The organism is Gilvimarinus sp. F26214L (genome assembly GCF_054401055.1).
The window spans coordinates 185,628-198,653 of sequence record NZ_JBTIYG010000005.1; the positions used below are offsets into that span (position 1 = coordinate 185,628).

The 13,026-nt window shown below is 59.1% G+C and carries 12 protein-coding genes; 7 read left to right on the top strand and 5 right to left on the bottom strand.

What is annotated here, in order from left to right; all coding sequences use genetic code 11:
• Positions 1 to 21: 21 nt before the first annotated feature.
• Positions 22 to 420 carry a DUF6491 family protein gene (locus ACURWW_RS07605; protein WP_445616203.1) on the top strand — a complete coding sequence of 133 codons (399 nt, stop codon included), beginning with the start codon at positions 22 to 24 and terminating at the stop codon, positions 418 to 420.
• A 2-nt stretch (positions 421 to 422) separates the two neighbouring features.
• Entirely contained in the window at positions 423 to 884 is a 462-nt protein-coding gene (locus ACURWW_RS07610) for a flavodoxin family protein (RefSeq protein ID WP_445616204.1), read from the top strand.
• A 10-nt stretch (positions 885 to 894) separates the two neighbouring features.
• On the opposite strand, the gene aceF is transcribed toward ACURWW_RS07610, so the two are convergent.
• The 4 genes from aceF to ACURWW_RS07630 all read right to left on the bottom strand — a co-directional run bounded on the left by aceF (position 895) and on the right by ACURWW_RS07630 (position 7,230).
• Positions 895 to 2,580: a dihydrolipoyllysine-residue acetyltransferase gene (aceF, locus tag ACURWW_RS07615; protein WP_445616205.1), complete on the bottom strand. Its 1,686-nt coding sequence runs from the start codon at positions 2,578 to 2,580 to the stop codon at positions 895 to 897.
• A gap of 61 nt (positions 2,581 to 2,641) precedes the next feature.
• On the bottom strand, positions 2,642 to 5,296 hold the full coding sequence (aceE, locus tag ACURWW_RS07620) for a pyruvate dehydrogenase (acetyl-transferring), homodimeric type (RefSeq protein ID WP_445616206.1): 2,655 nt from the start codon (positions 5,294 to 5,296) through the stop codon (positions 2,642 to 2,644).
• A 542-nt stretch (positions 5,297 to 5,838) separates the two neighbouring features.
• The gene (locus ACURWW_RS07625; RefSeq protein WP_445616207.1) at positions 5,839 to 6,951 is read right to left on the bottom strand and encodes an AI-2E family transporter; all 1,113 of its coding nucleotides are present in this window, start codon (positions 6,949 to 6,951) and stop codon (positions 5,839 to 5,841) included.
• A 39-nt stretch (positions 6,952 to 6,990) separates the two neighbouring features.
• Entirely contained in the window at positions 6,991 to 7,230 is a 240-nt protein-coding gene (locus ACURWW_RS07630) for a sulfurtransferase TusA family protein (RefSeq protein WP_445616208.1), read from the bottom strand.
• Positions 7,231 to 7,572: 342 nt separating this feature from the next.
• Between ACURWW_RS07630 and ACURWW_RS07635 the strand changes: the two genes are divergently transcribed.
• Together ACURWW_RS07635 and yciH are read left to right on the top strand one after the other, a co-directional pair.
• A complete protein-coding gene (locus tag ACURWW_RS07635; protein ID WP_445616209.1) occupies positions 7,573 to 8,949 on the top strand; it encodes a M48 family metalloprotease in 1,377 nt (458 codons plus the stop codon).
• A 9-nt stretch (positions 8,950 to 8,958) separates the two neighbouring features.
• Positions 8,959 to 9,282: a stress response translation initiation inhibitor YciH gene (yciH, locus tag ACURWW_RS07640; RefSeq protein WP_445616210.1), complete on the top strand. Its 324-nt coding sequence runs from the start codon at positions 8,959 to 8,961 to the stop codon at positions 9,280 to 9,282.
• On the opposite strand, the gene ACURWW_RS07645 is transcribed toward yciH, so the two are convergent.
• Positions 9,268 to 9,474 (bottom strand): DUF2061 domain-containing protein, encoded by a 207-nt coding sequence (locus ACURWW_RS07645; RefSeq protein ID WP_445616211.1) that lies wholly within the window; start codon positions 9,472 to 9,474, stop codon positions 9,268 to 9,270. The two genes, yciH and ACURWW_RS07645, sit on opposite strands and share 15 nt — an antisense overlap.
• Positions 9,475 to 9,844: 370 nt before the next feature.
• On the opposite strand from ACURWW_RS07645, the gene ACURWW_RS07650 reads away from it, so the two are divergent.
• The 3 genes from ACURWW_RS07650 to ACURWW_RS07660 all read left to right on the top strand — a co-directional run bounded on the left by ACURWW_RS07650 (position 9,845) and on the right by ACURWW_RS07660 (position 12,853).
• Positions 9,845 to 10,321, top strand: coding sequence for a Dps family protein (locus tag ACURWW_RS07650; RefSeq protein WP_445616212.1), 477 nt, complete (start codon positions 9,845 to 9,847; stop codon positions 10,319 to 10,321).
• 239 nt (positions 10,322 to 10,560) lie between these two features.
• The gene (gene imuA, locus ACURWW_RS07655) at positions 10,561 to 11,328 is read left to right on the top strand and encodes a translesion DNA synthesis-associated protein ImuA (protein WP_445616213.1); all 768 of its coding nucleotides are present in this window, start codon (positions 10,561 to 10,563) and stop codon (positions 11,326 to 11,328) included.
• 1 nt (position 11,329) lies between these two features.
• On the top strand, positions 11,330 to 12,853 hold the full coding sequence (locus tag ACURWW_RS07660) for a Y-family DNA polymerase (RefSeq protein ID WP_445616214.1): 1,524 nt from the start codon (positions 11,330 to 11,332) through the stop codon (positions 12,851 to 12,853).
• Positions 12,854 to 13,026 lie beyond the last annotated feature (173 nt).

The window sequence follows — 13,026 nt, forward strand, 5'->3', positions numbered from 1 at the left end:
AGGAAACGAAGGAGGTGATTCATGCGCGACAAAACAGTAATGGTCACTCTGTTACTGATTCTCTCTGCGGCGCTCGTGTCGTGCGCACAGACGCCGCCGAATGAAGAGTCGGTCGAACGGACGCTCACGGACATGAACCTTACGGAGGACAGAACGGTGGACTCCATTCGCGACTACCGCATCGACGGGTGGCGCTACGTGGACCGTTACCACGTCATCCTGACCGGGCGCGGGAAGGAGAACTATCTGGTGAGTTTTCTGACCCCCTGCCTGGATTTACAGGGGGCCTTCAGTATCGGGTTCACCAGCACCGCGGGCGGCGTCACCCGCTTCGATGACATCGTGGTCCGCGGCCCCGGCGGGCGGGCCGAAGTCTGCCCGATCAAGGAAATCATTCGCCTCAGGGATAGCGAGCAGTAGTCATGGCCAAACTTCTGATCAACGTTCACTGCCCATCACCCAATACACAGCGATTGCGGGACGCGCTTGTTGAGGGTGCATCGCACCCGGACATCGAAAACGTGGAGGTTCGGGTGCGGGAGCCTTTGAAAGCAGATGCGGAAGACGTGCTCTGGGCGGACGCCATTCTCCTGGGAACCACCGAAAACTTCGGCTATATGAGTGGCGCCATGAAGGATTTTTTTGATCGCGTCTACTATCCCTGCCTGGAAAAGACCGAGGGACTGCCCTACACCATCGCCATCCGCGCAGGGCTGGACGGCTCCGGCACGCGCACTGCCATGGAACGCATCATCACGGGCTTGCGTTGGCGGGCCATTCAGGAGCCGCTCATTTCTCAGGGGGAGTTCAGCGACCGCTTTCTCGAAGACTGGAAGAACCTGGGAATGACCATGGCCGCCGGCCTTGAGGCCGGCGTGTTCTGACACCCGGCGCCTACACCCATTCCTTGTGATTACCCAGCAAATTGACCAGGTGAGTCAGGAAGCGCCCCGCGTCCGCGCCGTTCACCGCCCGGTGATCGTAGGACAGAGACAGGGGCAGAAAGGTATGCGGCACAAAGTTCTTGCCGTCCCACCAGGGCTTGATGCCGGCCTTGGATACTCCGAGGATACCCACCTCGGGCGTATTCACCACCGGCGTAAACCCCTGTCCGCCAATGGCGCCCAGGCTCGAGATGGAGAAGCATCCACCCTGCATGTCCTTGGGTGACAGCTTGCCCTCCCGCGCTTTTGTCGCAAGTGCGATGCTTTCCTCCGCCAGTTCCCAGATGTCTTTTTGATCCACATCCCGGATCACCGGCACCATCAGCCCGTTGGGGGTATCCACCGCCATGCCGATATGCACATAGCTCTTCTCGATGATGTGCTCGCCATCAGGATCCATGGAGACGTTGAATGAAGGCTCTTCCTGCAGAGTCAGGGCACAGGCCTTGAGCAAGAAAGGAAGCGGCGTCAGTTTGGTGCCGCGTTTTTCCCCTTCGGCTTTCTGCTCCTTGCGATAGGCTTCCAGGTCGGTGATATCGGCATCATCAAACTGGGTGACATGGGGAACGTTCAGCCAGGCACGGTGCATATTGGCCGCGGTTGAGCGCTTGATCTTGCTCATTTTTGTCCGCTTGACCTCTCCAAACTTGGAGAAGTCCACAGCCGGAACCTGCGGAATGCCAGTGCCGGTACCGCCGCCACTGACAATATCGCGGACGTAGGCGCGCACATCCTCCCGCGTATGACGGTTGCGCGGGCCGCTGGGTTTTACCTTGGCGAGGTCGATGCCGAGCTGGCGAGCGAGTTTGCGTACCGCCGGACCTGCGTAAACCTTGCTTCCCTCGGTGTCCACACCCGAGGGCAATGTGACGGGCGGTTGAGGTGCCTGCGGCGCAGCCTGGGGCTGGGGGGCTTCCGCCTTTGGTGCCGGGGCTCGCTTTTCGGGTGCGGGCTTGTCTTTCACCTCGGCCTCTTCGGTCCTGGCGGCCGCTGGCGCAGGTCCACCCGCCGTTTGCAGAACGGCGATCTGATTTCCCTGTTTGACCTTGTCACCTTCCCCTACCAACAACTTTACGACTTTGCCGGCGGAGGGGGATGGAACCTCCATGGAGGCCTTGTCGGTTTCCAGGACAATCAGTGAATCGCCTTCCTCCACCTCGTCCCCAACCGACACGCTCAACTCCACCACTTCCACGTCTTCCGCCCCGCCGATGTCGGGAACGGCCACCTGGATGTCCTGAGCCTGCTCGGCCGGCTCTTGCGGGGATTCAGTGCTGGACGGCTCCTGCCCCTTGGGACTGGGCTTTTCGCTTGTTTCGGCAGGCTCCTTGGCCCCTTCCGACGGCTCGCCCTGCTCCGCCGCGGCCGGAGCGGAAGCTGCTTCTTCCGCGCTGCCCGATTCGGTCTCCACCTCCAGAACCGCCGAGCCGGTCTTCAGTTGGTCGCCTTCCTTTACCAGTACGGACACCACCTTGCCAGCGGTACTGCTGGGGACTTCAACCGAGGCTTTATCGGTTTCCAGCACAATGATGGACTGCTCGGCTTCGATTACATCGCCTTCCGACACCAGAACTTCCGCAACTTCTGCCGCTTCGTCGGTGCCGATATCGGGGACTTTTACGGTTTGCTTGGACACAGATTGGTTCCTTGATTCAGATTTACGATCGGCTCATCAGATTCATTGCTTACCCCCGTATCTACAGGGTAACCGGGTCGCGCTTCTCCGGATCGATACCGAATCTGTTCATGGCCTCCGTCACCTTGGCAACCTCGACCTTGCCTTCATCCGCCAGAGCTTTCAGCGCGGCGACGACGATGTAGTGGCGATCCACCTCAAAGAACTGACGCAGCTTCGCGCGCGTATCACTGCGGCCAAAACCGTCGGTGCCGAGCACCGTGTAGTGTCTTGGAACAAAGGCACGCAGCTGCTCGAAGTAGGTTTTCACGTAGTCGGAGGCGGCGACCACCGGGCCTTCATGGCCTTCGAGCTGCTGCTCGATATAACTGAGCCGCGGCTTCTGGTTCGGGTGCATGAGATTCCATCGGTGCACACTCTGTCCTTCCCGGGCCAGTTCGTTGGCGCTGGTCACGCTCCAGATTTCCGACATCACCTGATAATCGTCGCGCAGAATCTCCGCGGCCGCTTCCGCCTCCCGGAGGATGGTGCCGCTGCCCATCAACTGCACCAGCTTGGTGGACTTCACGTCGCATCCGCGCAGCAGGTACATGCCCTTGATAATGCCCTCTTCAGCGCCCTTGGGCATTTCCGGATGGGCGTAGTTTTCGTTCATGGTGGTGATGTAGTAGAAGCAGTTTTCCTTCTTCCCGTACATCCGCTCCAGACCGTTCTGGATGATCACCGCCAATTCATAGGCATAGGTGGGATCATAGGTTCGACAATTGGGAATGGTGTTCGCGAGGATGTGACTGTGACCATCCTGATGCTGCAAGCCTTCCCCGTTGAGCGTCGTCCGGCCGGCGGTTGCGCCGATCAGGAAACCCCGGGCCTGACTGTCACCCGCGGCCCAGGCCAGATCACCAATGCGCTGGAATCCGAACATGGAATAGAAAATGTAGAAAGGAACCATGGGGCACGAGTAATTGCTGTATGCCGTGGCGGCAACAAGCCAGGCCGACATGGAGCCCGCTTCGTTGATCCCTTCCTCCAGGATCTGCCCCTTCTTGTCCTCCTTGTAGTACATGATCTGGTCCGCATCGTGGGGCGTGTACTTCTGCCCCGCCGAAGAATAGATGCCGAGCTGCCGGAACATCCCCTCCATGCCGAACGTACGCGCCTCATCAGGCACGATGGGAACCACGCGCTTACCGATCTTCTTGTCCTTGGCCAGGGTGGCCAGAATACGGACAAATGCCATGGTGGTTGAAATGCTGCGCTCACCCGTGGATTTCAACTGCGCCTTGAACGCATCCAGAGGCGGCGTTTCCAATGCCTCGAAGTCGCTGCGCCGGGCGGGAATCGGGCCTCCTAATTCTGCGCGGCGCTTTTTCATGTATTCGATTTCCGGCGAGTCGGACGGCGGGCGATAGTAAGGAACGTTTTTGAGCTCGTCGTCGGTTATGGGAACACCGAAACGGTCCCTGAATCGTTTCAGGTCTTCCACGTCCAGCTTCTTCACGGAGTGGGTTTCGTTGGTGGCCTCGCCCGAGGCGCCCATACCGTAACCTTTTACGGTGTGCGCAAGTATCACTGTCGGCTGCCCCTTGTGCTCCACCGCCGCTGCATAGGCCGCGTAGACTTTGAAAGGATCGTGGCCGCCACGGTTGAGGTACATGATGTCCTCGTCGCTCAGGTCCTTGACCAGTTCCAGGAGCTCGGGATAACGACCGAAGAAATGCTCACGGGTGTAGGCGCCGCCATTGGCCTTGTAGTTCTGCAACTCGCCATCGACCACTTCGTCCATGCGCTTTTGCAGCAAACCGGTTTTGTCCTTCTCGAACAAGGGGTCCCAGAGGCGCCCCCAGACGACCTTGATCACGTTCCAGCCTGCGCCGCGGAAGATTCCCTCCAACTCCTGGATAATCTTGCCATTACCGCGCACCGGGCCGTCGAGACGCTGCAGGTTGCAGTTAACAACAAAAATAAGATTTTCCAGTTGTTCGCGCCCGGCCATGGAAATAGCGCCCAGGGTTTCGGGCTCATCACATTCCCCGTCCCCCAGGAAGGCCCATACGTGGCGATCATCCCGTGGCACCAGTTCCCGCGCGGACATGTAGCGCATGAAGTGGGCCTGGTAAATGGCCTGAATGGGACCAAGCCCCATGGACACGGTGGGGAACTGCCAGTACTTGGGCATCAGCCAGGGGTGCGGGTAGGACGACAGCCCATTGCCATCCACTTCGCGGCGGAAGCTGTCCAGCTGCTCTTCGGTCAGCCTGCCCTCGAGAAAGGATCGCGCATAGAAACCCGGCGCGCTGTGGCCCTGAAAGTAGATCAGGTCACCCTGGGTTTCCGCATCATTGCCTTTGAAGAAGTAATTGAAGCCCACATCGTAGAGTGTCGCCGCGGAGGAAAAACTGGCGATATGCCCGCCCAGGCCTTCTTTATTGTCATTGGCGCGAATAACCATGGCCAGCGCATTCCAGCGAATCAGGGAGCGGATTCGCCGCTCCATGAACAGATCTCCGGGCATGCGCTTTTCGCTGTGGAATGGAATGGAATTTCGAAACGGCGTGGTGATCGCCGCCGGCATCTCCACTTCGGCGGCAATCGCGCGATTCGCCAGTTCCTTGATCAGGTAGGCCGCACGCTCTTTGCCTGAGTGGCGGATGACAGCGTACATCGCATCCAACCATTCTTTCGTTTCGAGCGGATCAATGTCCTCTTGCTGCATGCGGTTCTCCTACACAGTACTGCGGCGTGAATGCCGTGTTGAACGAAGTTGCGAAAGGTACGCACCGGCGAAATCCGGACAGATGAAAAATCTGTTCCATTCTGCGGGAGGACGCCGGATCGAATCTGGGGAACGGTATTGGAAGAGGTAGGGGCTGGCGGTCCTGTGTTCCCAGCCCGGAGCGGGCAAGGGCACAAGCGTCGGCATTCGCGTTTTTTTTGTACTGCAAGTGCGACCCCCAACCTTTTGAGTTCGGTGATAGCTCTGTCTCAGATAAGCCGGGCCAGGGATTAAGTCCGGCATGCACCCGCTCCGCGATTCGGAACGGGTCACCAGGGACAGGCCGCATAGGTGCATGCGGCCGATCCGTTTTTTATTTTTCGCCGTAGATAGTGGAATAGGCGTTATTGCGCGACCATCTTATTGCAAAATGGTCGACTTCGGCAATGACCGCGGGGTTTCGCGGGTGCGCGGAACGGGATTCTACAACCAAATCACGCCCTACGCACATCATTTGTATCACCAGAACGGCAGCAACAGGCTCAGGATGCTTCCCTGTCCTCAGTGGTACTGCTTGGCGTTTCGGTGTGGGTATAGGCCATCACTCTTTCGCCGGTGGGCCAGGCGTTGATGATTGCCTTGATCAGGGTGGCCAGGGGAATGGCGAAGAACACACCCCAGAAGCCCCAGATGCCACCAAAAAAGAGAACGGCGAAAATAATGGCGATGGGATGCAGGTTAACCGCTTCGGAAAACAGCAGCGGAACCAGCACGTTTCCGTCCAGCATCTGAATAACGCCGTACACGATCAGAACTGTGAGAAATTCCGACGACCACCCCCACTGAAAAAAGGCGATCATGGCGATGGGCAGTGTCACCACCGTGGCACCGATGTACGGAATGAGCACCGAAAAGCCCACCGCCAGCGCCAGCAACAGCGCGTAATTCAGGCCGAGCAGCACAAAAGCCAGGTAACTGACGCCGGCCACAATGAGAATCTCGATTACCTTGCCGCGTACGTAGTTGGCAATTTGCAGATTCATTTCCAGCCAGATCTGGGTCATCACCGGACGTTCGTTGGGCAAAAAGCTCGACAGCCAGCGCAACACCTGCTGGCCATCCTTGAGGAAGAAAAACACCAGGATGGGCACCAGGACGATGTACACCGCCACCGCCAGCAGAACCGGCAACTTCGCGATGGAGAAGGAGACGATGTTCTGCCCCATGGCGCCCAGGCGGGTCGCGGCCAGGTTGATCAACTGTTCCACCTGGGCCTCACTGACCCAGTTCGGGTATTTTTGCGGCAGCAGCAACAGCAAATCGCGCCAGCCTTCCAGCAATGCGGGGATTTCTCCGATCAGACGGACTGTCTGCTGCCAGAGCCCCGGCAGCAGCACCAGCAGCAACAGGGCCATGCTGCCAATCAGAACCACCGTGGCAATACTGACCGATGCCAGATGCGGCACGCCCCAGCCCTTGAGCCGGATAACCATGCCCTGCATCAGAAAGGCTATGACCACACTGGCAATGAGAGGGGCGAGAATGTCGCCCATGGTCATGAGAACCACAACAGCGGCGATGATCATCAGGATCAGGAGAACCGCTTCTTCCTCGGCGAAATAGCGGTTGATCCAGTTTCTTACAATGCTGTACATGCGGGTCTACACCTCGGAAGCCAGAGCCTGTAGCGGGCTTTACACCTTCTGCAAGATGTAGCAGTAGCTTCCACCCTGCTCGCCGGAATGGAGCAGCTTATTGCCGCTGAGTTCGGAAAATACCTGGAAGTCGCGCACCGAGCCCGGGTCTGTAGCGATGACCTTGAGACACTGGCCGGCGGATAGCTGTTTCAGGCCCTGCTTGGCCTTGAGCAGTGGCAGTGGGCAGTTGAGTCCTGTGGCATCGACGGTGCTGGCGATGGGCAGATTATCTGACATGTACATTCCTCAACAACCTGGAACAGCCCCCCGGGCCGGGCGGCGGCTGGAACCTTTTCGTGGACGGGAGCCTCGAACAGGACGAAACAGGGCCTCACACAAGGGCGACTTCATACCCGGAGCGGGACATCCCTCACGCCACCGCGTTTCGCGGCGAGCAACGGAAGCGGTATGATGTCGAAGAAGTGCCGACCGCAAACAGCCGGGAAATCATCCGTGTTCGACCATCTTTGTACCGCCACACACCCAGCCACTGCAAGGAAGCGCATCGCACCGTGCGCTGTGAGGCTCGTTTTGCTGGCGCTCTTCAGCGTTCCGGCGGTATCCACATGGAGCGCTGACGTGGAAGTCCCCGTGCTGGGGGATGCTAGCTCAGCGGTCATTTCTCCTCAAGCGGAATATGAACTGGGCCAGCAGGTTCTGAAAGCCTACCGCGCCCAGATGCCCACGTCGTCGGATCCGGTCATTTACGGCTATCTGGAACAACTAATCACAGACATTGCGGCTCACAGCGAACTGGACGAAAAAAGCTTTGACCTGCTGGTGATCGAAAGCCCCGAGATCAACGCCTTCGCGGCGCCGGGCCGGGTGATGGGCGTCAATACCGGTATTTTTCTCACCGCCGAATCGGAAGATCAGCTAGCCGCCATCATCGCTCACGAATTGGCGCACCTGAGCCAGCGTCACATCGCCCGACAGATGATCGCCCAGCAAAACGCCACTCTGCCGACCCTGGCGGGGATCCTGGCCGGCATTGCCCTGGCTGCCGCCGGTGGAGCCGACGCGGGAATGGCCGCCATTACCGCCACCCAGGCGGCCGCAATCGATTCGCGCCTGCGTTTTACCCGCTCGTTCGAGCAGGAGGCGGATCGCGTGGGAATCCAGACGCTCGCCAAATCGGGCCGTGACCCGGAAGCGGCAGGCGAGATGTTTGAAGTCATGCTGCGCGACCAGCGTTATTCCCGGCGCCCTCCCGAGTTTCTCTCCACCCACCCGGTGACAGAGCGGCGGATCGCCGATGCGCGCTCGCGAGCCATGGGCTTCGATAAGGGTGAATACGCGGAGAATCTGGACTTTCACCTGGTGGCGGCGCGGGTCAAACTCAAGTATTCCACGACTCCTCACGACGCAGTGAAGCGCTTTCGCAGCGAATTGCAAGGTCGAACGCTGTCCGAGTCGGGCAGTCGATACGGGCTGGTCCTGGCTCTTACAGAAACCGGTCAGACCGAAGAGGCGCGAAACGAGCTGCAGACACTGCTGGACGGGGAGCCGGACAAACCCATTTACCTGCTGGCACAGGCTGCGGTCGACACCAAGGAAAAAGACTACCGACCCGCGCTCAACCTGCTGAACAAATTGCTCAAACAATACCCGGAAGACCACGCAATCAACATTCAGTTTGCGGAAACCCTGATGGCCGCGAGCGAATACAAATTCGCCCAGGATCTACTGCAGCGCTATGTTCGCATGCGTCCCGAACAGGAGTATGCGTGGTATTTGCTCGCCGAGGTTCACGGCCTGGCGGGCAATATTCTGGGGGTCCACCGTGCGCGAGCCGAATACTACATTCTCAACGGGATCTACGACCACGCGGAGCGCCAGTTGCGCAACGCCCTGCGACTGGCGGAAGAGGACACCCGCATTTCCGCAGAGCTCGAGCAGCGTCTGATCGATGTCCAGGACATGCGAACGGCGGCCGAAAAGGTAGCGGGCCGCTAAGAGGAATCGATGAGCAAGAATTCAAGACTGGTGTATTCCACCGACCAGGGCCGGATCAAAGACGATCAACCCCAGGAGGTCATCCCCGAGGGCGATGGAATCATCCGCTTGAGGCTGGAGACCAAGGGGCGCAAGGGCAAGGGTGTCACCACCATCTCGGGCCTGCCCCTGGCCGGGACGGAGCTCAAGGCGCTGGCTAAAAAACTCAAGCAGGTGTGCGGGACCGGCGGTAGCGTCAAGGAACACGTGATCGAAATCCAGGGCGACCACCGCAGCCTTTTACAAGGCAAACTGGAACAGATGGGCTACAAGGTGAAATTAGCCGGCGGCTGACTGAAGCTGCCCGGCGGCGCCCCGGGCCGCGCGCCGATTCCAGAATCGCTCGTGGAAGTAGAAGGCGAGCGTGTTAATGGCGGGTTCCACCAGGGCCACCGCGCCACCCACAATCACACTGCCGGTCAGCAGATAGGCGACCGTAAAGGCAATGGTAAAGTGCATGATTGCGAAGCTGATTGTCTTGGCCATGAAAGCCTCCGGTGAATCCTTCAGTACAGTCTTCAAGTCGCTGTGCAGATATTGACAGAAATAATAATCATTCTTATCCCCAAAAACAATCTATCACTCCGATAGCCTTAATAGATTTTAGCTACGCACCATGGAGCACTAGGATGATTAGTGTCCGTGGCGAGTCATGGCGCGGGGCATGAACTCCCACTGCCGGCCAGTGGTCGACAAAGTGAGGCTTTTTGGACGGCGCTTCGAGAATTGGCAGCCTGTGGAAAAAGTCCGTTCATCAAGCACTTGCAAGCTCGATTCGCGAGCCGAACATCCCTGCTCCAGCCGACCGGTCGCCGGCGGCTGGAGCAGTCGCCAACCTGAAGCAAGGAGTAGATCTATGAGTGCCATCGACAAAATGGGTATGGATAAAGAACAAAGGGAAGCCGTGGCAGAAGGCCTCAAGCGTTTGCTGGCGGATTCCTACACGTTGTATCTGCAGACTCACAACTTCCACTGGAACGTGACCGGGCCGCTGTTCCGACAACTGCACCTGATGTTCGAGGAGCATTACACCGAGCTGGCCACGGCCGTGGATGACGTTGCAGAGCGCATTCGCACTTTGGACGTGCACGCGCCAGGCACTTACAAGGCCTTCGCGGAGCTGAGCTCCATCAAGGAGGTGGAGGGAGTTCCCGCCGCGGAAAAAATGCTCGAGATCCTGACCCACGGGCACGAAGCAGTGGTCCAGACCTGCCGTCAGGTTTTGAAAACCGCCCAGGATGCAGACGATGAATCCACGGTCGCGCTGGTGTCTGACCGCATGCGCGTCCATGAGAAGACAGCCTGGATGCTGCGCTCAATGCTGGGGACCTGAGCCTGGGATTGAGCTGACTGTGTAAGCTGGGGCGCAAATCGCTGCCCCGACGCCTGCCCGGCGGGAGCCGGGCTTCCTGACCTGCTGACCGCCCCGCCGCCGCGCGTCGCGCGGTTTCCTGGGGTACCTCTTTTGCTTCATGGCCACTCGGCACTGGCGACCGAGAGCTGGCGACTCTATACTACTGTATATCGAACCAGTATCTCTTACCCATCCGTTGGATGGCTGCAGTTATGGCTATGAACACCAAACTTGAACAGCTTCTGGAGCTGCCCAATGTCTGGCAGGCTTCCCGTGTGCGCCGTCTCAAATCGGTGCTGGCCACCGGCTATTCGGAGCTGGACGCACAGCTCCACGATAGCGGGTGGCCCGACAATGCCACCACGGAACTGCTTCTGCCCCAGCCGGGAATTGGCGAGCTGCGCCTGGTATTGCCCGGCCTGCGGCAGGCTCAGCGTCTGCGCCCGTGGCTGGCATTTATTGCGCCGCCCCACCTGCCCTATGCCGCTGCCCTGATTCAGCATTCCATCAACCCCGAGGGTGTGCTGGTCGTCACGCCCCAGTCCCCCAAAGACCTGCTCTGGGCCGCCGAACAGTGCCTCCAATCCGGATGCTGTGGCGCGGTACTGACCTGGGCCATGGGAACGGAGCTCAGCACTCAACAGCTGCGACGCCTGCAGCAGGCCGCACACCAGGGCCAGTGCTGGCACACACTCTTTCGCGCCACCCGGGCCCAGCGACAGCCTTCGCCTTCGGCGCTGCGAATCCAGTTGAATCCGGGGGCGCAGGGTTTGCTGCAGGTGGACATCCTCAAGCAGCGCGGCGGCTGGAGCGGGCAAAGCCTGGCGATCACCCTGCAACCTGATTTGAGTCAGCTCCAAAAGCTGAACCCCGAGCAACTGCCCTTGCCCATGGCCCAGTTCAATCGCCCCCTGCCACCGGTGGATTCCCCCAACGAGGGCACCCTGAACAGCCGGGTCGTCCCCCTCTCCCGCCGCCGGGGATAAGATGGCCGCGCCCCGCGACCGCAAGCAGCCCCCTTTATGGCTCTGTCTGTATTTCCACGGTCTGCCCCTGGACCAACTGCGTCTTGGGGAAGCACTGGCTGCTGTGGCGGAAAAGCAGCGCATCGCTTTCGTCAGCCCTTCGGCGCGTCAGGCCGGCATCAAGCCCTCTATGCGAGTCGCCACCGCTTATGCGCTGCAGCCGGAGATCAAAATTGTTGAACGCCGGACAGACCGGGAGGCGGACACCCTGGAGCACCTGAGCCAGTGGTGCTACCAGTTCACCCCCACAGTCCAGAGCTACAAGGATTTTTCAGTGCTGCTGGAGGTCGGCGGCAGTCTGACTCTTTTCAAGGGGCTCAGCCGCCTCTTGCAGCAAATCGAGCGGGGCCTGAGCCAGAAGGGATATGGGTTCACCAAGGGGCTGGCCCACACCCGGGAAGCGGCCTGGATGCTCAGCCACTTTTACACCGACACCGGCACGCCCCCGCCCCTTGGGGATTTGAATGAATTTGCTCCGGCGGAAGCCGACTTCTGGCTGCCCCGACTCGAGCCCCTGCCCCTGACCTATCTGGATCTGCCACTGAAAAAACGGCAACAGCTGCTGAACATGGGGCTGAACACCCTGGGGGATTTACTGGCCCTGCCGCGGGCCGAGCTGGGCAAGCGGTTCGGCCGGGATCTGCTGAAATTGCTGGCGGACGTTACCGGCGAAGAAGCCACAGTCAGCTCCGACCTCAAACCGGCGCACATCTTTGCAGAGCAACTGGATTTCGCCAACGGTCTGACCCGCATCGACGAAGTCCACCAGCCCCTCGAAGAACTGCTATCTCGTCTTTTGCGCTTCATGCACCAGCATCAGTTGTACACTCAGGAACTGGAATGGGGTTTTTACTATTTCAAGCAAGGGGATTTCAAACAAGGCGCCGACAAATTACTGATCCACACTTCGCCAGCCAACAATAACCTGCAAAGTCTGCTGAGTCTGAGCAGGCTGAAACTGGAGCAATATCAGCTCAAGGCGCCACTTGAACTGCTGACCCTGACCAGCCAATGCTTCAAGCCTGCTAACGCCAGCAGCGGCGACCTGTTTCCCGAACTGTCCAACCCCAGCAACCAGCTCAAGGATTATCAGCAGCTGCTGGACAAACTGCTGACCCGGCTGGGCAGCGAAGGACTCAAGACCATCAGCATGGGCAACGAGCATTTACCTGATTTTCAGCAGGTGGTCAGCGATCTCAACCACCAGGCCATCGAGGATCTGCGGTTGCGCGAGCCGCCGCGGAACTCCGACTCCCAGACCCAATTGCCTTTGTGGCTGAATCAGACTCCGATTCCCATCGGCGCGCCCAACCAGAGCACGGGTCCCTTGCGTCTGGTGTATGGACCACAACGCATCGACAGCCACTGGTGGCAACAACGCAGCCAGCGGGACTACTTTATCGCCCGCCATAAAAATGGCTGCTATTGCTGGGTATTCCGGGACCTTAAAAACCGGCGCTGGTTTTTACAGGGTTTTTACGGTTGATCTCACGACACTCCGGTTTTTTTAGCCCACCAGATCTTTGACCCGACAGTCCGCATCCAACACGGGGAAACTCGCGTTTACCCCTCCGTACCTTGGCAAAACTTTGCAAAGAAAACACTTGGACTCTTTTGTCCCTGCGCTTAGATTGGTAGATCAAACCGGAAAACACAGCG

Bases quoted from the DNA above. Each gene is read 5' to 3' on its own strand.
- ACURWW_RS07605 (WP_445616203.1), top strand. From the start codon at position 22: ATGCGCGACAAAACAGTAATGGTCACTCTGTTACTGATTCTCTCTGCG.
- ACURWW_RS07610 (WP_445616204.1), top strand. From the start codon at position 423: ATGGCCAAACTTCTGATCAACGTTCACTGCCCATCACCCAATACACAG.
- aceE (WP_445616206.1), bottom strand. From the start codon at position 5,296: ATGCAGCAAGAGGACATTGATCCGCTCGAAACGAAAGAATGGTTGGAT.
- ACURWW_RS07625 (WP_445616207.1), bottom strand. From the start codon at position 6,951: ATGTACAGCATTGTAAGAAACTGGATCAACCGCTATTTCGCCGAGGAA.
- ACURWW_RS07630 (WP_445616208.1), bottom strand. From the start codon at position 7,230: ATGTCAGATAATCTGCCCATCGCCAGCACCGTCGATGCCACAGGACTC.
- yciH (WP_445616210.1), top strand. From the start codon at position 8,959: ATGAGCAAGAATTCAAGACTGGTGTATTCCACCGACCAGGGCCGGATC.
- ACURWW_RS07645 (WP_445616211.1), bottom strand. From the start codon at position 9,474: ATGGCCAAGACAATCAGCTTCGCAATCATGCACTTTACCATTGCCTTT.
- ACURWW_RS07650 (WP_445616212.1), top strand. From the start codon at position 9,845: ATGAGTGCCATCGACAAAATGGGTATGGATAAAGAACAAAGGGAAGCC.
- imuA (WP_445616213.1), top strand. From the start codon at position 10,561: ATGAACACCAAACTTGAACAGCTTCTGGAGCTGCCCAATGTCTGGCAG.
- ACURWW_RS07660 (WP_445616214.1), top strand. From the start codon at position 11,330: ATGGCCGCGCCCCGCGACCGCAAGCAGCCCCCTTTATGGCTCTGTCTG.